This window comes from Demequina maris (genome assembly GCF_000971155.1).
Taxonomy (GTDB): domain Bacteria; phylum Actinomycetota; class Actinomycetes; order Actinomycetales; family Demequinaceae; genus Demequina; species Demequina maris.
The window spans coordinates 74,894-97,930 of the sequence record NZ_BBLX01000009.1; the positions used below are offsets into that span (position 1 = coordinate 74,894).

Sequence of the window (23,037 nt, forward strand, 5' to 3'; positions counted from 1 at the left end):
TCAGCGGCGGGTCCCGTCCTCGGGGCCGCGGCCCCGCAGCGCGATGGTGAGCGCGAGCGCGCCGGCGGCCACCGCGCCGATGATGACGTAGACGGCCGGGTTGGGGCCGACCTCCTCGTACACGGTGACGTGGGGCGCGGGGCTCGCGGTCGGCAGCACGGCCTCGGCGCTCGCGTCGGTCGCCGACGGCGAGGCGCTGGGGGACGCGGTGACGGAGGCGCTGGGGTCCGCGCCGGCCGCCTCGGGCGGCGCGTACGTGAAGGCGACCTCGCCCTCGATCGGGTGGCCGTCGCCGGCGACCACGCGGTACCTGAGGACGTTCTCGCCGGCGCCCAGCGCATCGTCCGGCACGGCGGCCGTGATGGTCTCCGTGACGGGCTCCTGCACCTCGAGCGCGGTGCGCGTGCCGTCGGGCGCGACGATCGCGAGCTCGTTGCCGATGTCGAGCAGCTGCTCGGTGAACTCGAGCGACACCTCGGCGAGCTCCGTGACGGTGTCCCCCTCGGCGGGGGTCGACGAGACCAGCGCGGTGTGCGCGGACGCCGGGGCGCCCGCGAGCACGAGCGCACCCGCGACGGCCGCCAGGGCGGCAAGGATCCGAGGCACGATGCGGGGCATGGGGCCAGTTTCCCACGGGGCGCCGGCGCGACCGTCCGCCGGCTTCACCCGATGGTCACCCGATGGTCACGCGACATCAAGCGCGAGGCAACCGACGGTTCGCCCGGGGCTCCAAGACTGACGAGCGTGAAGGTCGCGCTGGTCGCAGAGTCGTTCCTGCCGCACACGAACGGCGTCACCCACTCGCTGCTGCGAGTCCTCGACCACCTCGCCGCCCGCGGCGACGAGGCGGTCGTCATCGCCCCCGAGGCCCCCGGTGCTCCGGGGTCCGTCGCGGGCGTGCCCATCATCCACGTGCCCGCCGTCGGCTGGCCCGGCTACAAGGACGTGCGCGTCGCGCTGTCGACGGTGCGCGGCGTGGCCCGCATCCTCGAGGACGTGCGCCCCGACGTCGTCCACCTCGCGTCGCCGTTCATGCTCGGCTGGGCGGCGGTCCGCGCCGCGTCCGACCTCGGGCTTCCGACGGTCGCGATCTATCAGACGGACGTGCCGTCCTACGCGGCCTCGTACCGCGCGCCGTGGGGCGAGCCGCTGCTGTGGGCGCGCGTCCGCAACATCCACCGCGCCGCCGACCTCACGCTCGCGCCCTCGACGGCTGCGATGGGCCAGCTCGAGGACCTCGGCGTCGACCGCCTGCGGCTGTGGCCGCGCGGCGTCGACACCGTGCGCTTCAACCCCGCGCATCGGGACGATGCGCTGCGGGCCTCGTGGGCGCCGCGCGGCGAGGTCGTGGTCGGGTACGTGGGCCGCCTCGCGCCCGAGAAGCGCGTCGACGACCTCGCGGTGCTCGCGGACCTGCCGGGCGTGCGGCTGGTCGTCATCGGCGAGGGCCCCGAGGGTCCGCGCCTGCGGCGCGCGCTGCCCCGGGCGGAGCTCGCCGGCTTCCTGGGCGGCGGCGAGCTCGCGCGCGCCGTCGCGAGCCTCGATGTCATGGTCCACCCGGGCGAGCTCGAGACCTTCGGGCAGTCGATCCAGGAGGCCCTCGCCTCGGGCGTGCCGGTGGTGGCGCCGCGCCGCGGCGGACCGATCGACCTCATCGACCACGGCTCGAACGGCTTCCTGTACGCGCCGGGCCGGCTCGACCATCTGCGGGACGCGGTCGCGGCGCTCGTGGGCAACGAGGACATGCGGCTGCTGCAGGGCGCGCACGCGCGGGTCTCCGTCGAGGGACGCACCTGGCCACGCGTGTGCAAGGCGCTCACGGACCACTACGCGCGCGCCATCGCGGCGAGGGCGGTGGCGTCATGAGGATCGCTCAACTCGCGAACTTCTACGGCCCCCGCTCGGGCGGCCTGCGCACGGCGCTGCACGCGCTCGGCCGCGGCTACGTGGACGCCGGCGACGACGTCCTGCTGGTGGTCCCGGGTGACGAGGACCGCGTGCACGAGGCCTCGCACGGCCGCGTCGTCACGCTCCACAGCCCGCTCGTCCCGGGCACCGGGGGCTACCGGGCCATCACGCGGCTCGGCGCGGTCGCCGACACGCTCGAGGCGTTCCGCCCCGACGCCCTGGAGGTCTCCGACCGCACCACCCTCGCGGGCTTCGGCACGTGGGCGCGCGAGCGCGGCATCGGCGCCGCCTTCGTCGCCCACGAGCGGGTCGACGGCGTCCTCGCCTCCGCGCTGCCCGGGGCCGCCTCGCGCACGGTGGACAGGCTCGCTCGCGCGCACGCCGCACGGATCGCGGAGCGCTTCGACACCATCGTCGCCACCACCGCGTACGCGGGCGCGGAGCTCGCCGCCGCGGGCGCGCGGGTCCGCACGGTGCCGCTCGGGGTCGACCTCGACCGCTTCCACCCGCGCCACGCCGACGCGGTGACCCGCCGCCGCCACGCGCCGGACGACGTCCCGCTCGTGGTCCTCGCCTCGCGGCTGTCGCGCGAGAAGCGCCCGGACCTCGCGATCGACGCGGTGCGCGTGCTCCGCGAGCGCGGGCGACCCGTGCGGCTCGTCGTGGCCGGCGCCGGCCCGCTCGCGCGCCCGCTGCGCCGCGCGGCGTCGGGCCTGCCGGTCGAGCTGCTGGGCTTCGTCTCCGACCGCGGCGCGTTCGCATCGCTGCTCGCCAGCGCCGACGCGGTGGTCGCCCCGGGACCGATCGAGACGTTCGGCCTCGCGGCGCTCGAGGCGCTCGCCTCGGGCACGCCCGTGGTCGTCAACGCCGTCTCCGCGCTCCCGGAGGTCGTGGGCGACGCCGGGATCGCCGCCGCGGGCACGCCCGAGGCCTTCGCCGACGCGATCCAGACGATGCTCGCGCGCGACGGACGGTCGAGACGGCTCGAGGCGCGGGCGCGGGCGGTCAAGTTCCCCTGGTCGGCCTCCGTCGCGCGCATGCGGGCGGTGCACGCGGGGTCCCTGGCGGTCGTGCGATGACCGGCCCGCGGGTGGTGGCGCTCGGCGACTCGATCACGCTCGGCGTGGGCGACGGGGTCCAGCACTCGCGCGGCGACGTCGGCTGGGCGGCCCATGCCGCCCGGGCCCTTGGCGCGTCGTCCTTCGCCAACCTCGCCGCGAACGGGGTGCGGGCGCGCGAGATGCTCACGCAGCAGGTGGTCGCCGCCGAGGCGCAGCGGCCGGACGTCGTCCTGCTCACGGTGGGCGGCAACGACGTCCTGCGCGGCGACTTCTCGCCCGACGAGGTCGAGCGGGCGCTGGGCGACGCGATCGGGCGGCTCGCCCGACCCGGGCGGCTGCTCATCACCGTGTCGCTCGACCGCATCGGGCTCTTCGACCTCGCACCCGGGCGCGTCGCGGACGCCATGGCACGCCGCATCGGGCAGGCGAACGCCGCGATCGGGCGCGCGGTCGCGCGCTCCGACGTCGCGGTCATCGACGGCGCGACGCTGCTCGCCTCGCTCGGCAGGCGCGCGTGGCACATCGACCGCATCCACCCCTCGCCGCAGGGGCATCGCGCCCTCGCCGGCGCGGCGGTCGAGCTCGCCGCCGGCGCGTGGCCGCAGCGGGCGGCCATCCCCGCCCCGCCCGCTCCCCCGAGCCGTCTCGCCGTGGCCGCGTGGCTCGCCGTCAACGGCGTGCCGTGGGCCGTCAAGCGCAGCCGCGACCTCATCCCCCAGGTGACGATGGTGGTGGCGCGCGAGCTTCGCGAGGAGCGCCGGCTCGCCCGCGAGGGGACGGCGGGCGCCTCGGTCACGCGGCCCGGCACCGCGCGTCCCGGCGCGGACGGGCACGCCCGCGCGGCGGATGCCTGAGCGGTGGCACGACAGAGGGGCGAGGCCCCGCGGCCCCGCCCCTCGTGCGTGACGGCTGCTAGACCAGCCAGCTCTTCTCGCCGACGAGTCCTCGCCACCATCGCCCGAGGCCGATGGACTGGTGCTCGAGCTCGACGAACACGATGCCCAGGGCTGCCAGGGCGTAGATGAGGTGCTCGTCGAGGATGGGGTTCGTCGAGGGCCACATCTGGGTCAGGTACATCATGATGAGCATCGCGGTCGCGGCCCACGCGCCCACCTTGGTGCCGATGCCGAGCATCAGCGCGAGGCCCACGCCGGCCAGGCCGAGCATGAACGGCCAGTCCGTCCATCGCTGCGCGCCCAGGTCGACGAAGAAGTCGTGGAACGGGCTGTTCACGTTGCCGCCGTAGACCAGGTAGCCCTCGGTGATGTGGCCGCCGTTGATCCACGCGCTGTCGCACATGTTGTCGATGGTGAAGCTGCCGTCCTCCGCGGTGGTGCGACAGGTCGAGTACCCGAGGCCCAGGAGCTTGTCGAGGAAGGCCCAGAGGAAGTAGAAGCCGAGCGCGATGCGGGTCAGGCTCAGCATGACCCAGCCGAACGAGCTGCGGCTGGTGGTGGTCGGTTCGGTGCTGCTCATCATTGCCTCCCGGGGATGGAATGCGGTGCGATGGCGAGGCCCGTGGGCCCCCGGACGACGTTGTCCGCGCTGTCCACGCTACTCCCGTCCGCGCATCGTCGCTGGAAGCGGACGAAAACCACCGTGTCGCGCGGACACGGAAACGGGGCCCCGCGCGTACGCGGGGCCCCGTGAGAACTGCCGGCCGGCTAGACCAGCCAGGCGTTCTTCTTGACGATCTCGAGCGACCGCCACCACTTCCCGAGGCCGATCGGCTGACGGGTCAGCTCGACCCACACGATGCCGAAGATCGCGAGGATGTAGACGATGTGGTCGTCCAGGATCGGGTTGGTGCTGGGGAACATCTGCGTCATGTACATGAACAGCAGCATGAGGCTGCCCGCCCAGGCGGCGATCTTGGTGCCGATGCCCAGCATGAGCGCGGCGCCCACGCCGAGCAGGCCGAGCATGAACGGCCAGTCCGTCCAGCGGTCGGCGCCGAGGTTCACGAAGAAGTCGTGGAACGGGCTGTTCACGTTGCCGCCGTACACGAGGTAGCCCTCGGTCACGTGGCCGCCGTTGACCCACGCCTTGTCGCACAGCGCGTCGATGGTGAAGGTGCCGTCCTCCGCCACGGTGCGGCACGTCGAGAATCCGAGCCCCAGGAGCTTGTCCAGGAAGGCCCACAGGAACACGAAGCCGAGCGCGATGCGCGTGACGCTCAGCATCGCGAAGCCGAACTTGCTGCCGGTTGCGGTCGCGCTGCCCGCGACCTCTGAGTTGACTGCCATTGCTCTACTCCTTTGTAGCCGGGCCTCGTGAGCCCGTGGCACCGGGGATAGCGCCTACGTCGAACCTAGGAGCGCTTCGAAACCCCTGCTAGGGACCTCGGTCCCGGATACGTGACGGATCAACCGGCGAGCCTTCCGCGGCGGCGCGGGAGAGGCGTGGCGGCGGCTCAGCGCAGCTGCGCCTCGACGTGCGCAGCGAGCGCCTCGGCCATGTCCAGCTCGGGGTCCAGCAGCCACTGGATCTGGAGGCCGTCCATGAGGGCGACGAGCTGGCGCGCGGCCGTCGCGGGCGCGATGCCGGGCCGTAGCGCGCCGTCCGCCTCGAGCTCGCGGTAGGCGCGGGTCACGGCCTCGCGCAGCGAGGCGTAGCGCGCGACGAAGTACGCGTGGGCAGGGTGGCCCGGCTCCGTCGACTCGGCCGATAGCGTCGCGTAGAGCTCGACGACCCCGCGCCTCGCGGAGTTCCTCCGCGCGGTGTCGACGAGGTGGTCGAGGAGCGCGCGCCCGTGGAGCTCGTCGAAGCCGACGGCGCGACCCTCCGAGTCGTCGCGGCGCCCGAGCACCGCCATGAGCAGGTCCGCCTTGGTCGGGAAGTGGTAGAGCAGCGCGGGGTGCGTGAGGCCGCAGCGCGTCGCGATGTCGCGCACCGAGGTGCCGCGGTAGCCGGACTCCGCGAAGGCCGCGAGCGCGGTGTCGAGGATCAGCGCGCGCGTGCCCGCGCCGCGCTCCGACAGCTCCCGTCCCGCCATCCCGCGCCTCCTTCCTGTCCTCACCCGGCCCGGTTCTCCTCGCCCCGGGCTTGCAACGTTTCGAGTCTCTTTTTACCATGTGGTAGAAATGCTCGCCAGAGCCCGCCCGTCGCCGTGTGGAAGGAACCGACGTGACCGACCTCTACCTGGACCCCGCGCAGCCCACCGAGGCGCGCGTCGCCGACCTCCTCGCACGCATGACGCTGCCCGAGAAGGTGGGGCAGATGATGCAGATGCACACCTACGACGGCGTGCCGCACCTCATCGAGGAGCTCCACGTCGGCTCGATCCTGCACGCCTCCCCCGAGCGCCTCGCGCAGGCCCACGCGCTCGTCGAGGAGACCCGGCTGCGCATCCCGCTGCTGATCGGCGAGGACTGCATCCACGGCCACTCGTTCTTCAAGGGCGCCGAGATCTACCCCACGCAGCTGGGCATGGCCGCGACCTTCAGCGCGGACCTGCTCGAGCGCGTCGCGCGCGCCACCGCGGTCGAGGTCGCCGCCACCGGCATCCACTGGACCTTCTCCCCCGTGCTCTGCATCGCCCGCGACCTGCGCTGGGGCCGCGTCTCCGAGACGTTCGGCGAGGACCCCTACCTGCTGGGCGAGCTGGGCGCCGCGATGGTGCGCGGCTACCAGGGCGACGGGCTCGGCGACCGCACCGCGATCCTCGCGACCGCGAAGCACTTCGCCGGCTACTCCGAGACCCAGGGCGGCCGCGACGCCTCCGAGGCGGACATCTCGCGCCGCAAGCTGCGCTCCTGGTACCTGCCGCCCTTCGAGCGCATGGCGCGCGCGGGCTGCGGCACCTTCATGCTCGGCTACCAGTCGACCGACGGCATCCCGATCACCATCAACGACTGGCTGCTCAACGACGTGCTGCGCGGGGAGTGGGGCTACGAGGGCACGCTCATCACCGACTGGGACAACGTGGGCAACCTCGTGCGCGAGCAGCGCCTGTTCCCCGACTACGCGCAGGCCTCGGCCGCCGCGGTCAACGCCGGCAACGACATGATCATGACCACCCCCGCGTTCTTCCAGGGGGCCCAGGCAGCCGTGGAGCAGGGCCTGCTCGACGAGTCGCGTATCGACGAGGCGGTCGCCCGCATCCTCACCCTCAAGTTCGACCTCGGCCTGTTCGAGGACCCGCGCCTGCCCGACGAGGACCGCCAGCGCGAGGTCGTGGGCCGGCCCGCGCATCGTGCCCTCAACGTCGAGGTCGCGCGCCGCTCGCTGGTGCTGCTCGAGAACGACGGCACGCTGCCGCTGCCCACGGACCGCCCGCTCCGCCTCGCGGTGGTCGGCCCCAACGCGGACGATGCGCAGACGCAGCTGGGCGACTGGGCCGGCGCCTCCGGCCAGGCCGACTGGCTCATGGAGGGCCACCCGCGCGAGCTCACCACGACCGTCCTCGACGGGCTCCGGGCGCTCGCGCCCGAGGGCTCCGAGGTGGTCCACGCCCGCGGCGCCGAGATCATCACGACCGGCCCCGACCCCAAGGGCGAGTTCTTCCCTGACGGCCAGCCGCGCCCGCACATCGCCTTCCCCGTCGAGCCGGACCCGGCCATAATCGCTCAGGCCGTCGAGGCCGCGCGCGGCGCCGATGCGGTGGTCGCGGTCCTGGGCGACCGCATCGAGCTCGTCGGCGAGGGCAAGTCGACGGCAACGCTCGAGCTGCTCGGCGGCCAGGTCGCGCTGCTCGACGCGCTCGTCGAGACGGGCACCCCGGTGGTCCTCGTCGTGCTCGCGTCGAAGCCGCACGTGCTGCCGCCGTCCGCGGAGCGCGCCGCCGCGGTCGTGTGGGCCGCCAACCCCGGCATGGCCGGCGGCCGCGCGCTGGCGGAGCTGCTGCTCGGCGCGATCGAGCCGAGCGGCCGCCTGCCGATCTCGTGGCCGCGCCACGTGGGCCAGCAGCCGACGTTCTACAACCAGATCGACGCCCAGCACGGCTACCGCTACGCGGACCTCACGCAGGAGCCGCGCTGGGTCTTCGGCGACGGCCTGTCGTACTCGTCCGTCGCGTACGCGGACCTGCGCCTCGCCTCCTCCGCGCTGGGGACCGACGGCACGATCGAGGCCACCGTGACCGTCACGAACACCGGCCGGCGCCCCGTCCTCGAGACCGTGCAGGCCTACGTGCGCGACGTCAACACGTCCGCGACATGGGCCGACCGCGAGCTCAAGGGCGTCGCTCAGGTCGAGGTCGAGCCCGGCGCGTCCGTGGACGCGACCATCCGGATCCCGGTCGCGGAGTGCTCGATCGTGAACGCCCGCGGCGAGCGCGTCGTGGAGCCGGGCGCGTTCCAGGTGCTCGTGGGCCCGACCTCGCGCCTCGCGGACCTCCTGGTCGCCGACCTCTCGGTAGCGTGAGGCCATGACGTCCGCCCGCGTCCCCGCCGCGCCCGTCGCCCCGCACCTGCGGCGCGCACGCCTGGGCGTGTCGATGGTGTTCTTCACCAACGGCATCGTGCTCGGCGGCTTCGCGCCGCGCGTGCCCGAGATCCGCGACCAGCTGGGCGTCTCGTACGGCCAGCTCGGCGTCGCGATGGCGATGTGGCCGGTGGGCGCCCTCGCGCTCGGCCTGCTGGCCGCCGCGATGATCCGCCGCTTCCGCTCGTCTCGCGTCGCGACCGTCGCGATGGTCGTCTCCGCATCCGCGATGCTCGCGGCGAGCCTCACGCCGAACGTGTGGACCTTCGGCGCCGCGCTGTTCCTCGTCGGCGTCACCGATGCGTGGGTCGACGTCGCCCAGAACGCGCACGGGCTGCGGGTCCAGCGGCTGTACAAGCGGTCCATCCTCAACTCGTTCCACGCGCTGTGGTCGATCGGCGCCGTCACGGGCGGCCTGCTCGGCGGTGTCGCGGCCGGCGTCGGCCTCGCGGTGCCGTGGCAGTTCCTCATCGGCCTCGTCGTGGTGACGGCCGCGAACGCGGTCGCGTACCCGCTGCTGCTCAAGGGACCCGAGCCGCAGCACGCGGGCGAGGAGGGCGCCGACGAGTCCGCGATCCCGCACGCCCAGCACCTCCCGCTCAAGCACGTCCCCCTGCGCACCTGGGCGCTGCTCGGCGCGCTCACCGTCATCGCGATCGCCGGCGGCTGGGCCGAGGACGGGGCGTCCACCTGGTCCGCGATCTACATGCGCGACGAGCTGGCGGCCGGCGCGACGCTCGCCGCCGTCGCGTTCGTCGCGATGCAGGGCTGCCAGTTCATCGGGCGCCTGCTCGGCGACGGCATGGTCGACCGCTGGGGCCAGCGCGCGGTCGCGCGGGCCGGCGGCGCGCTCGTCGCGGTGGGCATGGGGCTCGCGCTCGCGTTCCCGTCGCCGTGGGGCACCATCGCCGGCTTCGGCGCCGCGGGCTTCGGCGTCGCGACGCTGATCCCGGGCGCGATGCACGCCGCCGACGAGCTCCCCGGCCTGCGGGCCGGCACCGGCCTCACGATCCTGTCGTGGCTGCTGCGGCTCGCGTTCCTGCTCTCCCCGCCCCTGGTGGGATGGATCGCCGACCAGACCAGCGTGCGCGTCGGGCTGGTGCTCGTGCCGGTCTTCGGCGTGCTCGTCGTGCTCCTCGCGGGCGCGATGGCGACGCGCAAGGAGCCCCACCCCGCGGTCCGGGACGCTCAGTCCTCCTCCTAGCGCCCTCACTGCGCCTCCCGGGACACTGAGGACTCATGGACCACGTCAAGCGGCGCCCGGACGCGCCGGCGGGCTTCTTCGAGGCCGAGGCGGCCGGCCTGCGCTGGCTCGCCGAGGCGGGCGGCGCCCGGATCGCGCGCGTGCTGGACGTGGGCCCCGGCCGCATCGTCCTCGAGCACGTCGAGCCCGCCATCCCCACCCCGGCCGCGGCGCGCGCCTTCGGGCGGGACCTCGCCCGCACGCACGCGGCGGGCGCGCCCGCGTTCGGCGCGCGCCCGCCGGGCTGGGACGGGCCGCTGTTCATCGGCAGCCGCGGCATGCCGGCGCTCACGGACGACAGCTGGGGCGCGTTCTACGCACGGGCCCGCGTGCGGCCGTTCCTCGCGCCCGCCCTCGCCGCCGGCTTCCTGCGCGAGGACGAGGCGCGGCTGGTCGACGAGGCCTGCGCACTCCTCGAGGCGGGCGCCTTCGACGACGACGCACCGCCCGCGCGGATCCACGGCGACCTGTGGGGCGGGAACGTGCTGTTCTCCCCCGACGGCGTCGTCCTCATCGACCCGGCCGCGCACGGCGGCCACCCCGAGACCGACCTCGCGATGCTCACGCTCTTCGGGCTGCCGTTCCTGGACGATGCGCTGGCCGGGTACGCGGAGGCGGCTGACCTGCGCCCCGGCTGGCGGGCGCACGTGCCGCTCCATCAGCTGCACCCGCTCGCGGTGCACGCCGCCGGGCACGGGCGCGCGTACGGGGTCGCGTTGGCCGAGGCCGCGGTCGCGGTGCTCCGCCTCGCCTAGACCTCGATCGCCTCGCCGGGAGCGAGCAGCTCGACCGGCGTGGGCGTGAGCCCGCCCTCGCTCAGCCGCGTGGCCACGAGGCGCATCCCGAAGTCCGAGGCCGCCAGCTCGTGGATCCCGACGGCACGCCGGGGCGCGACCGCGCGCACGAAGTCCACCGCCTCGGCGAGCTTCATCCACGGCCCGCTCACGGGCACGAGGAGCAGCTCCACGTCGACCGCGGGCACCTCGTACGAGTCGCCCGGGTGGAACACGCGATCCCCCACGAGGTAGCCGACGTTCGCGACGCCCGGCAGGTCCGGATGGATCACGGCGTGCGTGCCGCCGTGGACCGTCACCTCGAGACCGCCCACGCGGAACGCGTCCCCCGGCTCGACCGCGGTCGCGCGGTCCGCGAACGGCGCGGCCCACGGCGCGAGCGCGCTCGCCGGGCCGTAGACGCGCAGCCCGGGGCGCGACGCGAGGGCCCCGGCGATCGCGTCGGCGTGCACGTGGTCGGGGTGCGCGTGCGTGAGCAGCACGGCGTGCGCCCGGTCGAGCAGCTCGGCGGCGTCGGGCGTGTACGCCCCGGGGTCGATCAGCAGGAGGTCGCCGCCGTGCGCGATCTCGACGCAGGCGTGGACGTGCTTGGTGAGGCGCATGCGCCCAGTCGACCACACGCATCGTCCCGTCGACGGCGCGATGCGCGGGGAATAGATCGACGGGGCTCGCGTTAGTTACATGCGAATGCATATAATCGGCGGCAGAGGCTGGGACGCACGTCCCGACCATCGCAGCCACGGCCCCGGAGGAGCACACCATGCAGTTCGGCATCATGTCCGTCTCGGACATCACCCGCGACCCCGTCAGCGGCTACACGCCGTCGGAGGCGGAGCGCATCGACGCGATCGTGAAGATCGCGGTCCACGCCGAGGAGGTCGGGCTCGACGTCTTCGCCGTCGGCGAGCACCACAACCCGCCGTTCTTCTCGTCGTCGCCCACGACCCTGCTGAGCCACATCGGCGCCCTCACCGAGCGCCTCGTGCTCACCACCTCGACGACGCTCATCACCACGAACGACCCGGTGCGCCTCGCCGAGGAGTACGCGATGCTCCAGCACCTCACCAAGGGCCGCATGGACCTCATGCTGGGTCGCGGCAACACCGCGCCCGTGTACCCGTGGTTCGGCCAGGACATCCGTCAGGGCCTGCCGCTCGCGCTCGAGAACTACAACCTGCTCCACCGCCTGTGGCGCGAGGACGTGGTCGACTTCGAGGGCCAGTTCCGCACCGCCCTGCAAGGCTTCACCTCGACGCCGCGCCCGCTCGACGACGTCCCGCCGTTCGTGTGGCACGGCTCGATCCGCACCCCCGAGATCGCCGAGCAGGCCGCGTTCTACGGCAACGGCTACTTCGCGAACAACATCTTCTGGCCCAAGGAGCACTACAAGCGCCTCATCCGCTTCTACCGCCAGCGCTTCGAGCACTACGGCCACGGCACGCAGAAGCAGGCGGTCGTCGGCCTCGGCGGCCAGGCCTTCATCGCGAAGAACAGCCAGGACGCGCACGACCAGTTCCGCCCGTACTTCAACGAGGCCCCGGTCTACGGCCACGGCCCGACCATGGAGGACTTCGAGGAGATGACGCCGCTGTCGGTCGGCAGCCCGCAGGAGGTCATCGACAAGACCCTGACCTTCCGCGAGGCGTTCGGCGACTACCAGCGCCAGCTGTTCCTCGTCGACCACGCCGGCCTGCCGCTCAAGATGGTCCTCGAGCAGCTCGACCTCATGGGCGAGCACGTCGTCCCCGTGCTGCGCGAGGAGCTCGACAAGCTCCGCGACCCCGAGTCGCCGTCGAACCCGCCGTCGCACGCGGACCTGGTCCACGCGAAGTACGGCGACGCCGAGCCGCGCCAGCCGCGCCCCAACGCCAACCGCGGCGACAACGTCACCGGCGGCTCGCCCTACCAGGACTCGGAGTCGACGGTCGGCTCCTACCCCACCCTCTAGGAGGGGCGATGACCACCGCACCCGTCGCACCCGCGGCGACCCACGCATCGTCCCGCGGCCGCACGCGCCTCGCGAACGATGCGTGGGAGGCCGCGCTGGGCGCCCACACCGCGCTCATGCGGCGTTTCACCGAGGACGACGTGTGGGCCGGGCTGTCGATGCGCGACTACGACGTGCTCTACACGCTGTCGAAGTGCGACGCGCCTCAGCGGCTCAGCGACCTCGGCCGGCACGTGATGCTGAGCCAGCCGGGCCTGTCCCGCCTGGTCGACCGCCTGGTCGAGCGCGGCCTGGTGGGACGATGCGCCGACCCGACCGACGCGCGCGCCGCCCACCTGTCGCTGACCGCCGAGGGCCGCGCGCTCCAGCGCCGCGTGGGCCGCGCGCACGGCGCCTCCGTGGCCGCCGCGCTCACCGCGCGCCTGACCGACGAGGAGCTCGCGCTCCTCGAGTCGCTCTCCCGCAAGCTCTCCCTTCCCGACGACGACCTCCCCGAGGAGACCCCATGACCGACTTCCGCCTCGTGGTCGTGAGCGCGGGCGTGTCCGACCCCTCGTCGACCCGCCTGCTCGCCGACCGCGCCACCCAGCGCGTCACCGCCCTCGCCCGCGAGCGCGGTCACGCCGTGACCGTCACCACGATCGACCTGCGCGAGCTCCTCCAGGAGCTGCCCGCCGCGCTGTCGAGCCAGCTGCTCGGCCCGCGCTTCACACGCGCCGTCGACGCCCTGGTCGCCGCGGACGCGGTCGTCGCCGCCGCCCCCGTGTACAAGGCCGGCGCGTCCGGACTGTTCACGAGCTTCTTCCAGGTCCTCGACAACGATCTCCTCATCGGCAAGCCGGTCATCCTGGCGGCCACCGCCGGCACCGCCCGCCACGCGCTCGTCGTGGACGAGGAGATGCGCGCATTGTTCGCCTACCTGCGCGCGCTGCCCGTGCCCACCAGCCTCTTCGCGTCGACGGAGGACTGGACCGACACCGCGCTCGGCACCCGCATCGACCGCGCGGCGCGCGAGCTGGTCCTGCTCATGGAGTCCGGCTTCGCGCGGGCCGTGCGGGACGATGCGTGGGGCGCCTACCAGCACACCTACGGCTCCGGCGGCGGCACCGAGCTGGACATCGACCTCAGCTCGGACATGATGCGGCTCGCGACCGGCGGCTCGCTGCGCGATCCCGAGGACGACCCCTTCGACCCGCGGAAGGCATGATGACGACCGCCGTGACGCGGTCCGATGAGCGCGGCCGCTACGAGCTCGAGGTCGACGGCGAGCTCGCCGGCGTCGCGGAGTTCCGGCTCCGCTCGGGCCGCATCGTGTTCACGCACACCGAGATCGCGGACGCCTACGAGGGTCGCGGGCTCGGCTCGACCCTCGCCGAGGCCGCGCTGACGGACGCCGCCTCGCGCGGCGAGACCATCGTGCCGCTGTGCCCGTTCATCGCGCGGTACCTGCAGCGCCACGAGATCCCCGACGCCGAGGTGGACTGGCCGGCCGCATGACCCGGCACGACGCGGGTCCCGTCGCCGAGGTGCTCTGCCCCGGCGCGGGCCGGCGTCCCGGCCCCGTCGCGCGCGTCCTCGAGGCGCGTGACGTCCCCCTCGGCGGGCTGCGCGCGATGACGGTGCGGCGCGCGCTCCCGCAGCGCGGGCTCACGACCATCGGCGCCTGGTGCTTCCTCGACCGCTTCGGGCCGCAGGAGGCGGTCATGCGCGTCGAGCCGCATCCGCACATCGGCCTGCAGACCGTGACGTGGCCGCTCGCGGGCGAGGTGCGCCACCGCGACTCGCTCGGCTCGGACGTGGTGCTCCGGCGGGGCGCGCTCAACCTCATGACGAGCGGGCGCGGCATCGCGCACTCCGAGTACTCGGTGGGCGACGTGCCGCTCCGACTCGACGCGCTGCAGCTGTGGGTCGCCCTGCCCGAGGAGGCACGCCACGGCGCGCCGTCGTTCGAGACGCACCCGTCGCTCCCGTCCGTCGCGCTGCCCGCGTCGCGCGGGGACGACGCGACCGCCACCGTCATCCTCGGCACGCTCGCGGGCACGGCCTCGCCCGCCACCGCCTTCACCCCGATCGTCGGCGCGGAGATCGCGCTCGCACCGGGGTCGACGGTGACGCTCCCCCTCGACCCCGCGTGGGAGCACGGGCTCGTGCCGCTCACGGGCGACGTCACGGTCGCCGACCGCGCGGGCGCGCTGGAGACGCCCGCGGCGGGCGGGATCCTCTACCTCGGCACGGACCGCGACGCCGTCGCGCTGTCCTCGCGCGACGGCGCGACCGTCATGCTGCTCGGCGGCGAGCCCTTCCCCGACGACCTGGTGATGTGGTGGAACTTCGTGGCGCGCGATCACGACGAGATCGTCGCCGCGCAGCGCGAGTGGAACGCGCGCGATCCGCGCTTCGGCGAGGTCGCCGGCCACACCGCGCGGATCCCGGCGCCGCCGCTGCCCCACGCGCGGCTGCGTCCTCGCCGGCGCGAGGCGTAGCGGGGCCGGCGACCGGCCCGACCGCCGCGGCGCCCGCCGTGCGGACCGCCGCGGTCCGGGCCACGATGGAGGCATGCCCATCGAGCAGCTCCATGACCTTCCCACCGGCACGCTCGGCTTCCGCGGCACGGGGCTCGTGAGCGCCGACGACTACCGCGCGGCCCTCGAGCCCGCGATCGACGCCGCGGTCGAGGCGGGCGGGCCCGTCAACCTCGTCTACGTGCTCGGCGACGACTTCGAGCGCTACTCGCTGGGCGCCATGTGGGAGGACGCGAGGCTCGAGGGCGTCCCGCATCGGGCGTGGGGCCGCTTCGCGCTCGTCACCGAGCACGAGGTGCTCGCCGAGGCCGTCCACCTCATGTCGTTCCTCTTCCCCGGCGAGCTGCGCATCTTCCCGGGCCACCACGAGGCCGAGGCGATCGCCTGGGCGAGCGGCACCGAAGGCTGAACGCTACGCGGGCCCCGGGACCGCCGCGACGGTCGCGCGCACCCGGATCGCGGTCGCGCTGAACGGCTCCCTGCCGGGCGCGTCCCAGGCGGTCGAGCCGCCCTCCCCCGCCCACGCGTTGAGGTTCGCGCCGAGCGTGCCCCGCAGGGTGCCCACGACGACGCCGTCGGCGTCCGGGGCAGCCCAGTCCACGGGGAACGATGCGGTGCCGCCGCCGTGCAGGGAGGCCTCGGCGGTCGCGGGCAGCGCGGCCACCGACGGGATCTCGCCCAGGTCCGGCGTGACCGCCGCCTCCGCGTCCGCCGCCCGAAGCGCATCGTGCTGCGCGCGCGTGAGGCCGAGGACGCCGCCGTGCTTGGTCGAGGCGCGCAGCGAGAAGCGGGGGCTGTCGAGCGGCGCCCACGGCGTCTCCGCGTCGAGGTCGGTCGACACCATCGGCCGGTAGCCCACCGACGGGATGACGTCGACGTAGAGGTACCAGCGGTCCTCCCCGTGGGCCTTGAACATCGTGGGGCCCTCGACGCCGTGCCCGTCGGCGTAGCCCTCGCCGATGCGGGTCTGGACCTCGTGCCACGCGGCGTCCGGCTCCCACCAGCGCTCCGCGTCCGTGACCTCCATGAACAGGCCGCGCCGCGTGGCGCCGTTGTCCTTGGTGACGCGGTAGGTGCGGCCGCCGTGCTGGATCATCGTGGTGTCGATGGTGTGGTCGCCGTGGTCGAGCAGCACCCCGCCGAACGCGAACGTCTCCTGCGTGAAGTCCGTCGTCGAGCCCCACAGGATGACCTGGTGGTCGCCGACCGTCGACGTCCAGTACACGACGAAGGCGCCCCGACCCTCGCCGTGGAAGTCCGGGACGAAGGTGGTCTCGGCGGCCCACATCATGCCCATGTCGGGCGCGCCCGCGGCGGGAGCGCCGGACGTGTCGAGCGCCACGTCGAGCTGACGCAGCGGCGACCACGTGACGAGGTCGCGCGACTCCCACACGTTCATGCGCGTCGAGTAGCCGTGCGACCACCCGGCCCAGCCCGCATCGTCCCCGCCGAAGACGCGGAGGTCCGTCGCGAGGATGAAGTACACGCCGGTCTGCGGGTTGTAGGTGAGGTGCGGGTCGCGCACGCCGGTGGTGCCGAGGTGGGAGGCGAGGATCGGCTCGCCGCCGTTGAGCGGGATCCAGCGCTCGGGGTCGTCGCCCTCCGACAGGTCGAGGTAGATCTTCTCGGCGTAGCCCTCGGGGTCCTCGAGGAAGTGGACCATGAGGTAGCCGTAGGGCCGGTCGCCCCCGCCGACGGCGGTCATCGGACGACGACCGTCACGCTCACATCGCGCAGCGCGGGCAGCAGCTCCTCCTCGGTCTCCATGTCGAGCACGGGCATGCCGTCGGAGGCGAAGTGGACGCGGCGCACGAACATGTCGCGGCCGGTCAGCCCCTTGTGGTCGGTGCGGGCGTGGAAGACGTACAGGAGGTTGCCGTCCTGGTCCTCGGACCACATGCCGTGGCCGGTGCCCAGCTGCATCTCGCCGTTGAACGGGCCCGACTTCTGGATCGGATAGTTGAGACGGGTCCAGGCGGCGGGGTCGGTGAGGTCGACGCCCTCGCCGGCGTCGGCCGTGACGAGGCCGGTGGTGTAGCTGTCGCCCACGGTCGAGCCGGAGTACAGCAGGAACAGGCGGCCGTCGCGGACGAGGACGTTGGGGCCCTCGGCGATGAAGTTGTCCCACGCGTACTCGGGGGCGACGATGCGCACCGGCTCGCTCGTGAGGCGCGTCGGGTCCGCGGGGTCCATCGTCGCGATGAACACCGAACCCAGCATCTGCCAGGCGTAGTAGTGCGTGCCGGAGTCCTCGAAGTACGTCATGTCGAGCGAGATGCCCTGGATCTTGTTGAGCGCGGAGCCATCCGCGCACAGCACGTGGCGGGTCGCGGTCCAGTGCTCGGGCACGGTCGGGTCGAGGTGGTTCCCCGCCTCGTCCTTGCGCAGCTGCACGATGCTCGCGCGGCCGGACCACATGTCGGTCGGGTCGCCGTACGAGGGCATGAACAGGATCGACAGGGTGCCGTCGATCAGGTGGATCTCGGGCGCCCAGAAGCAGCCGGTCATGGGGTTGCCATCGGCGTCGAGCGAGCCGTGGACGAGCAGGTCGACCTCGGCGACGCGGCCGGCCTCGAGCGCCTCGTCGGAGAGGTCCTCGATGCGGTCGGCCATGCGGATCGGCATCCCGACAGGCTCCCCCGCGTTGTTGACCGGGTCCATGTGGAGGTCCTTGGTCGCGATCATGAGGAACTTCTGCACGCCGTTGAAGTCGAAGCGGTAGACGCTCGGGTCGGCGCGCTCGTCCGCGAACGGCGTCGGGTAGACCTCCTGGCGGACGCGGCCGGCGACCTCGTGGGTGCCCGGCACCGCGGTGTCGATCGCGGCCAGCGCGTCGGCGTCCCACGCGATCGCGAGCGAGCCCGCCGAGCCGTCGCTGTAGTCGAGCTCGAGGCGCGCCGGCAGGTCGGCGACGGTCGGGGCCGAGCCCACCGCGACCTCGACGACCGGCAGGGGGCGCGCGCCCGTGTTGACGATGGGACCGAAGCGCACCTCGAGGCCGCGCGCGACCTCGGCGGGGATGCTGATCGGGGCGCCGTGCTCGAGGCCGGGCACGGGGCCCGGCTCCGCGGGGCTCGCGAGGCCGCCGTCGGCGGGGTCGGTGACGGCGGCGTGGAGGACCTCGCCGGCGTCGTTCGTCCACTGGAGCAGGTAGGTGTCGCTCGCGGCGTCGTAGACCGCGGCGGGACGATGCACGCCGTCGGTCACGCCGAGGTCGAGCAGGCCGAGCTCGTCGTACGCGAGCAGGTCGGCCGACGTCGCGACGAGGACGCTCGAGCGCTCGGTGCCGTCGGGACCGCCGCCGCGGGCGACTCGGGTCGCGACGACGCCGTAGCCGCCGTCGCGCAGCGCGAACAGGTGCGGGTCGACGAGCGAGCGGAGGATCTCCTCGCTCGTGCCGGCGGGCGCGGGCGTCTCGGACACGCGCGCGAAGAGGATGCCGTAGTCGTCGAAGAGCGGCACGAAGCCGTCAGGCCCCTCGAGCGCGAGGTGCATGCTCAGCGCGACGTCCTCGTTGTTGGCCTCCGCGGCCGTGGTGGGCGTGCGGTGGTAGGCGCGGACGCGGCGCTCCATCGAGTCGGTCACGGGCGCTCTCCTTCGAGTCGGGCGGGGGTGGTGGCGTCGCGCGCGCGGGGCGCGACGCTCGGGGCCTCAGTGGAATTTACATCGTTTACCCAGGGCGCACAAAAGCGCTGGGACCGTGGTCCTCCCACGCCTGCGCGGCGGCGCGCCCGGCCGCCTCGAGCCAGCGGTCCGGCGCGTTGATCGCGGCGTCGCGCGATCCCGCGAGCGCGGCGAGCGACGCGGACCACACGCCGGGGTCCACCGCGACCTCCCCCGCGACCACCGCGACTCGGGGGAAGGACTCCAGGGCATGCCCGGTGACCTTCCCCATCGACGACTGCGCGTCGAAGCGCCCCTCTCCCGTGATCACGAGGTCCGCGTCGTGGGCCGCGTCCTCGAGGCCGGTCAGGCGCGCCATCGCGGGCGCGCCCTCGACGAGCGTCGCGCCCCACGCGAGCAGCGCGTAGCCCACGCCGCCGGCGGCACCGGCCCCGGGGACCGACGGGTCGGCACCCAGCCGCGCGGCCACCGCCGCGAGGCGCTCCTCGAGCGCGACCGCCTCGAGCGGCGAGGCGCCCTTCTGCGGCGCGAACACCGCGGCCGCGCCCCCGGGGCCGAGCAGCGGCGCGCGCACGTCGCATAGCACCGTGGCGCCACCCGGCGGCGGCCGCCGGTCGCCGAGCGCCTCGAGCACCGGCAGGCCGCCGTCGGTCGAGGCGGAGCCGCCGAGCGCGACGATGACCCGCGTCGCGCCGGCGTCGAGCGCGTGCGCCATCACCTCGCCGAGCCCGCGCGACGTCGCGCGGAGGGCGTCGAGGCCCGGCATGAGGTGCATGCCCGCGACGATCGCGAGCTCGCACAGCGCCGTCCCGTCCCCCAGGTCGAGCCACGCGCCCGGCACGGGGGTGCCCGCGGGGCCCGTCACCGCGCCGGCGCCCCGCAGCTCCGCCTCGGGTCGCGCGTGGCGCACGCCGGCGAGCGTGCCCTCGCCACCGTCTGCCTGCGGGATCTCGACCACCGCATCGTCCCGCCGCACGGATCGCCAGCCCCGCGCGATCGCCGCCGCGGCCCGCTCGGCCGGCCAGGTGCCCTTGAACGAGTCGGGGGCGACGACCACGCGCACGGTCAGGCCTCCCCGCGCGCCCGTGCGACCACCCGGCCGCGCTGCGAGCGCGGGAAGCGGTCGAGCATCTCGCGCAGCTCCGCGGCCGTCGCGTCCGAGCCGAAGATCTCGGTCGGCGGCTCGAACCGCACCCCCGCCGCGAGGGGACCCGCGTCGACGGGGTCGAAGCCCATCGCATCCACGAGCGCCGCGACCGCGGCCCTGTCCCCCGCGTCGTCCCCCGCCACCGCGATGCCGCGCCGGTCGGGGTGCCCGGGTGGGTGCGCGAGGTTCTCGAGCTCCCACACGCTCGCGTGGTTGAGCGCCTTGACGACGCGGGCGCCGTCGAGGAACGCGCCGACCGTCTCGGAGGTGGAGGTGGTGGGGTCGTCGAGATCGGGGCGCGCGCCGTCGAGCTCCCACCAGTAGTTCATGGCGTCGACGACGAGGCGCCCGCGCAGGAGGTCGGCCGGGAGCGTCCGGAAGCGGCCGAGCGGGATCGCGAGGATCACGACGTCGGCGGCGCACACGGCGGCCGGGTCGTCGGCGGACGATGCGGCGGTCACCTCGAGGCCGGCGTCGCGGCACAGGCGCGCGAGCACCGTGCCGACGCGACCCGTGCCGAGGATGCCGACCGCGCGCGGCGGCGCGGGCGCACCCTCGACCCGCGCATCGTCCACGGGCACGAGGCTAGCGCGCGGGTGTCAGAGGCGCTCGACCTCGACGACCGCGTAGACGCCGTCCTGCGGCACGAGGGCGAGCGCGTCCGCGACCGGGATGCCGGCGGCGGCGAGCAGCTCGGCGACGCCCGCGAGGTCGAACGTCGGGCCCGTGGGCCAGCCGATCGCCGCGCAGCCCGCGCACGGCGGGCGGTCGTCGAGCATCACCGAGAACACGAGCGTGCCACCCGGCCGTACCAGGGCGAACGCCTCCGCGAGCGCCGCGGGCGCCTCGTCGTCGTCGACCGACGAGAGCAGCGCGAGAGCCTCGACGAGGTGCTGCGAGCCGGGCTCGACGACGGCCGCCGGCGACACGGGCGTGTCCTCGACGCTGATGAACAGGTGGTCCGCCGGATCGACGCCGTGGGCCAACGCGACGCGACGGCTGGCGTCGAGCGCGTCGGTGCACGTGTCGACGAGCGTCGCGCTCACGCGGGCGCCGGCGTCGGACGCGGCGGCGATCGCCGCGACCACCGGGTACGCGGGTCCGCACGACAGGCTCGCCCACCGCAGCGTCCCCGCGACGTCGATCGCGGACCGCTGCGCGATCCACTGGAGCACCCGTGCCCGCACGCGCAGGGCGCGGGCGTCGGTCGCCGCCATCAGGTAGCGACGGGCGTGCTCGTCGAGCGCCGGGCCGGCGAACATCTCGTCCCCGTCGGGGTACGACAGCCGCTCGACCGACGGCAGGTAGATGTTGGGCAGCGCCGCGGGCGTGCCGATCCGCGCCGCCCATTCCCCGAAGGTCCCCGAGGAGACCGGCGAAGGATGCTCGTCAGGCCCGAGCGGCATCGCGTCGTCGGACTCGTCCCCGACGTCCAGCCGCACCATCCTCAGCCCTGACGGGTCAAGCGCGGCCCCTACTGCCCGCACGTCGCGCGCGATGAAGCGACGAGCGGCCCCCTCAGCCGTGTGCACCATCAGAACCTCCGCATCCTCCGCCGGTCGGCGGTCCCCCCAGGACGCTCTCCGGCGGGGTGCACCGCCGGCTCAGCAGGACGATGGTAGGCACGACCAGGCCGATCAGGCAATGACTGCGTTATGCGCGGTCGTGCAGGACCCTCACAACTGGGGGCTCAAGGGCTGTCGGAGATCCGCGTCACAATGGAACCCATGTCCGACGACCTGGCGACCTCGCGCCGGGCACCCGCCTCGCAGGCGAGCGCCCCCGGCCCCACCCCCTCCCTCGACGAGGCGACCTCGCGTCGCAACGCGGTGGTGATCTGGGTGCTGATCGTCTCGGCGTTCGTCGTGATCCTCAACGAGACGATCATGGGCGTCGCGCTGCCCCACCTCATGGACGACCTGGGCATCACCGCCGTGGCGGCGCAGTGGCTCACCACCGCGTTCCTGCTGACGATGTCGATCGTCATCCCGGTGACCGGCTTCCTGCTGCAGCGCTACCGGACCCGGCCCGTCTTCCTCACCGCGATGGCGCTGTTCACGGCGGGCACCCTGATCGCGGCGCTCGCGCCCGGCTTCGAGGTGCTGCTGCTCGCCCGCGTGGTGCAGGCGAGCGGCACGGCGATCATGCTGCCGCTGCTCATGACCACCGTGATGCAGCTCGAGCCGCCGGCCACGCGCGGTCGGCGCATGGGGTCGATCTCGGTGGTGATCGCGGTCGCGCCTGCAATCGGACCCACGATCTCCGGGCTCATCCTGTCCACGTTCTCGTGGCGCTTCATGTTCGTGTTCGTGCTGCCGATCGCGGCGGCCGTGCTGGCCCTCGGCTGGCGGCTGATGCGCGACGTCAGCGAGACGCGCGACGCCCCGATCGACGCGCTCTCGGTGGTGCTGTCCGCGCTGGGCTTCGGCGGCATCGTGCTGGGGCTGAGCCAGATCGGCGAGGCGCGCGGCGAGGGCGTCCCGGTGTCGACGGTGCTCGCGATCACGGTCGGCGTCGCCGCGCTCGGGCTGTTCGTGTGGCGCCAGCTCGTGCTGCAGCGCATCGACGACGCGCTGCTCGACCTGCGGACCTTCCGCGCGCGCACGTTCTCGGTGTCGATCGTGATGTTCGTCGTGATGATGATGTCGCTGTTCGGGATGATCATCCTGCTGCCGATCTTCATGCAGGAGGTGCTGGGCCTGTCGGTGCTGCAGAGCGGGCTGCTGCTCCTGCCCGGCGGCCTGCTCATGGGCCTGTGCGCGCGCCCGGTCGGCCGCGCGGTCGACCGCTTCGGCCCGCGCCCGCTGCTGATCCCCGGGTCGGCGATCGTCGCGGCGACGCTGTGGGCCCTGTCCCTGATCCTGGGCACGGGCACCCCCTGGTGGGCGCTGCTCGCGTGCCACGTCGCGATGAGCGGCGGCCTCGCACTGATGTTCACGCCGCTGTTCGCGGCGAGCCTCGGCGCGCTCCCGCCGCAGCTGTACTCGCACGGATCGGCCACGGTGTCGACCGTCCAGCAGGTCGCGGCGGCGGCCGGCACGGCGCTGTTCGTCTCGACGATGGCGGCGGTGGCGGCCGGAGAGGCCGCCGCGGGCGTGGCCGAGGCGGAGTCCATCGCCGCCGGCATCCGTGCGGCGTACCTGATCTCGGCGTCGCTCGCGACCACGCTGGTGGTGGCGGCGTTCTTCATCGAGCGGCCGATCGACTCGCCCTCCCCCGAGCACGCGGCGCACTGAGCCTTCAAACCCACCTCGCACGGCGCGGACCGTCCACCAGTTCCCCTGCAAGTCTGATGGTGGCTGGTGGTCGCTTTCCGCACATGTGCGCGTCTCATGGGTACCTCATGGTCGCTTTGCGAGCCGTCCA

General features: G+C 74.0%; 23 protein-coding genes. 13 read left to right on the forward strand and 10 right to left on the reverse strand.

All coding sequences use genetic code 11. The annotated features are described in order from the left end of the window. Nucleotides 1–618 carry a copper resistance CopC family protein gene (locus tag AOM02_RS11115; RefSeq protein ID WP_062299224.1) on the reverse strand — a complete coding sequence of 206 codons (618 nt, stop codon included), beginning with the start codon at nucleotides 616–618 and terminating at the stop codon, nucleotides 1–3. A 126-nt stretch (nucleotides 619–744) separates the two neighbouring features. Between AOM02_RS11115 and AOM02_RS11120 the strand changes: the two genes are divergently transcribed. From AOM02_RS11120 to AOM02_RS11130, 3 genes are read left to right on the forward strand one after another with little or no spacing between them, the layout of a single operon-like run. After that, nucleotides 745–1,866: a glycosyltransferase family 4 protein gene (locus AOM02_RS11120; protein ID WP_062299225.1), complete on the forward strand. Its 1,122-nt coding sequence runs from the start codon at nucleotides 745–747 to the stop codon at nucleotides 1,864–1,866. Next, nucleotides 1,863–2,987 (forward strand): glycosyltransferase, encoded by a 1,125-nt coding sequence (locus tag AOM02_RS11125; protein ID WP_062299226.1) that lies wholly within the window; start codon nucleotides 1,863–1,865, stop codon nucleotides 2,985–2,987. Before AOM02_RS11120 ends, AOM02_RS11125 begins: the two co-directional genes overlap by 4 nt. After that, entirely contained in the window at nucleotides 2,984–3,823 is an 840-nt protein-coding gene (locus AOM02_RS11130) for an SGNH/GDSL hydrolase family protein (protein ID WP_062299227.1), read from the forward strand. Before AOM02_RS11125 ends, AOM02_RS11130 begins: the two co-directional genes overlap by 4 nt. Before the next feature lie 58 nt (nucleotides 3,824–3,881). On the opposite strand, the gene AOM02_RS11135 is transcribed toward AOM02_RS11130, so the two are convergent. The 3 genes from AOM02_RS11135 to AOM02_RS11145 all read right to left on the reverse strand — a co-directional run bounded on the left by AOM02_RS11135 (nucleotide 3,882) and on the right by AOM02_RS11145 (nucleotide 5,964). After that, nucleotides 3,882–4,445 (reverse strand): DoxX family protein, encoded by a 564-nt coding sequence (locus tag AOM02_RS11135; protein WP_156156193.1) that lies wholly within the window; start codon nucleotides 4,443–4,445, stop codon nucleotides 3,882–3,884. A 188-nt stretch (nucleotides 4,446–4,633) separates the two neighbouring features. After that, nucleotides 4,634–5,215 carry a hypothetical protein gene (locus AOM02_RS11140; RefSeq protein WP_062299229.1) on the reverse strand — a complete coding sequence of 194 codons (582 nt, stop codon included), beginning with the start codon at nucleotides 5,213–5,215 and terminating at the stop codon, nucleotides 4,634–4,636. A gap of 167 nt (nucleotides 5,216–5,382) precedes the next feature. Continuing rightward, complete coding sequence (locus tag AOM02_RS11145) at nucleotides 5,383–5,964, reverse strand: TetR family transcriptional regulator (RefSeq protein WP_062299230.1); 582 nt, start codon at nucleotides 5,962–5,964, stop codon at nucleotides 5,383–5,385. A gap of 131 nt (nucleotides 5,965–6,095) precedes the next feature. Here AOM02_RS11145 and AOM02_RS11150 point away from each other — a divergent pair, with 131 nt between their 5' ends. From AOM02_RS11150 to AOM02_RS11160, 3 genes are read left to right on the forward strand one after another with little or no spacing between them, the layout of a single operon-like run. Further along, entirely contained in the window at nucleotides 6,096–8,333 is a 2,238-nt protein-coding gene (locus AOM02_RS11150) for an exo-beta-d-1,3/1,6-glucosidase (RefSeq protein ID WP_228373822.1), read from the forward strand. A gap of 4 nt (nucleotides 8,334–8,337) precedes the next feature. Further along, nucleotides 8,338–9,597 carry an MFS transporter gene (locus AOM02_RS11155; RefSeq protein ID WP_156156194.1) on the forward strand — a complete coding sequence of 420 codons (1,260 nt, stop codon included), beginning with the start codon at nucleotides 8,338–8,340 and terminating at the stop codon, nucleotides 9,595–9,597. Between the two features lie 35 nt (nucleotides 9,598–9,632). After that, nucleotides 9,633–10,391, forward strand: a complete 759-nt coding sequence (locus tag AOM02_RS11160) for a fructosamine kinase family protein (protein WP_062299232.1) — start codon at nucleotides 9,633–9,635, stop codon at nucleotides 10,389–10,391. On the opposite strand, the gene AOM02_RS11165 is transcribed toward AOM02_RS11160, so the two are convergent. Beyond that, nucleotides 10,388–11,032, reverse strand: coding sequence for an MBL fold metallo-hydrolase (locus tag AOM02_RS11165; protein WP_062299233.1), 645 nt, complete (start codon nucleotides 11,030–11,032; stop codon nucleotides 10,388–10,390). The two genes, AOM02_RS11160 and AOM02_RS11165, sit on opposite strands and share 4 nt — an antisense overlap. A 158-nt stretch (nucleotides 11,033–11,190) precedes the next feature. On the opposite strand from AOM02_RS11165, the gene AOM02_RS11170 reads away from it, so the two are divergent. The 6 genes from AOM02_RS11170 to AOM02_RS11195 all read left to right on the forward strand — a co-directional run bounded on the left by AOM02_RS11170 (nucleotide 11,191) and on the right by AOM02_RS11195 (nucleotide 15,309). Next, a complete protein-coding gene (locus tag AOM02_RS11170) occupies nucleotides 11,191–12,378 on the forward strand; it encodes a CE1758 family FMN-dependent luciferase-like monooxygenase (RefSeq protein ID WP_062299234.1) in 1,188 nt (395 codons plus the stop codon). Nucleotides 12,379–12,386: 8 nt separating this feature from the next. Beyond that, nucleotides 12,387–12,887 carry a MarR family winged helix-turn-helix transcriptional regulator gene (locus tag AOM02_RS11175; protein WP_062299235.1) on the forward strand — a complete coding sequence of 167 codons (501 nt, stop codon included), beginning with the start codon at nucleotides 12,387–12,389 and terminating at the stop codon, nucleotides 12,885–12,887. Then, nucleotides 12,884–13,585, forward strand: a complete 702-nt coding sequence (locus AOM02_RS11180) for a CE1759 family FMN reductase (protein WP_062299236.1) — start codon at nucleotides 12,884–12,886, stop codon at nucleotides 13,583–13,585. The genes AOM02_RS11175 and AOM02_RS11180 overlap by 4 nt, the downstream gene beginning before the upstream one ends. Beyond that, the gene (locus AOM02_RS11185) at nucleotides 13,582–13,875 is read left to right on the forward strand and encodes a GNAT family N-acetyltransferase (RefSeq protein ID WP_062299237.1); all 294 of its coding nucleotides are present in this window, start codon (nucleotides 13,582–13,584) and stop codon (nucleotides 13,873–13,875) included. Before AOM02_RS11180 ends, AOM02_RS11185 begins: the two co-directional genes overlap by 4 nt. Continuing rightward, on the forward strand, nucleotides 13,872–14,861 hold the full coding sequence (locus AOM02_RS11190) for a pirin family protein (protein ID WP_082105048.1): 990 nt from the start codon (nucleotides 13,872–13,874) through the stop codon (nucleotides 14,859–14,861). Before AOM02_RS11185 ends, AOM02_RS11190 begins: the two co-directional genes overlap by 4 nt. Before the next feature lie 73 nt (nucleotides 14,862–14,934). Beyond that, nucleotides 14,935–15,309, forward strand: coding sequence for a SpoIIAA family protein (locus AOM02_RS11195; protein WP_062299238.1), 375 nt, complete (start codon nucleotides 14,935–14,937; stop codon nucleotides 15,307–15,309). A gap of 3 nt (nucleotides 15,310–15,312) precedes the next feature. Here AOM02_RS11195 and AOM02_RS11200 read toward each other — a convergent pair whose 3' ends face one another. From AOM02_RS11200 to AOM02_RS11220, 5 genes are all read right to left on the reverse strand, one after another. Continuing rightward, nucleotides 15,313–16,605: a glycoside hydrolase family 43 protein gene (locus AOM02_RS11200; RefSeq protein WP_228373823.1), complete on the reverse strand. Its 1,293-nt coding sequence runs from the start codon at nucleotides 16,603–16,605 to the stop codon at nucleotides 15,313–15,315. Continuing rightward, nucleotides 16,602–18,485, reverse strand: coding sequence for a family 43 glycosylhydrolase (locus AOM02_RS11205; RefSeq protein ID WP_062299239.1), 1,884 nt, complete (start codon nucleotides 18,483–18,485; stop codon nucleotides 16,602–16,604). Before AOM02_RS11205 ends, AOM02_RS11200 begins: the two co-directional genes overlap by 4 nt. An 85-nt stretch (nucleotides 18,486–18,570) precedes the next feature. After that, nucleotides 18,571–19,587, reverse strand: a complete 1,017-nt coding sequence (locus AOM02_RS11210) for a glycerate kinase (protein ID WP_082105049.1) — start codon at nucleotides 19,585–19,587, stop codon at nucleotides 18,571–18,573. Between the two features lie 2 nt (nucleotides 19,588–19,589). Beyond that, the gene (locus AOM02_RS11215; protein WP_062299253.1) at nucleotides 19,590–20,246 is read right to left on the reverse strand and encodes an NADPH-dependent F420 reductase; all 657 of its coding nucleotides are present in this window, start codon (nucleotides 20,244–20,246) and stop codon (nucleotides 19,590–19,592) included. Nucleotides 20,247–20,270: 24 nt separating this feature from the next. Then, a complete protein-coding gene (locus AOM02_RS11220) occupies nucleotides 20,271–21,116 on the reverse strand; it encodes a hypothetical protein (RefSeq protein WP_062299240.1) in 846 nt (281 codons plus the stop codon). 282 nt (nucleotides 21,117–21,398) lie between these two features. Between AOM02_RS11220 and AOM02_RS11225 the strand changes: the two genes are divergently transcribed. Continuing rightward, a complete protein-coding gene (locus AOM02_RS11225; RefSeq protein ID WP_062299241.1) occupies nucleotides 21,399–22,907 on the forward strand; it encodes a DHA2 family efflux MFS transporter permease subunit in 1,509 nt (502 codons plus the stop codon). Nucleotides 22,908–23,037 lie beyond the last annotated feature (130 nt).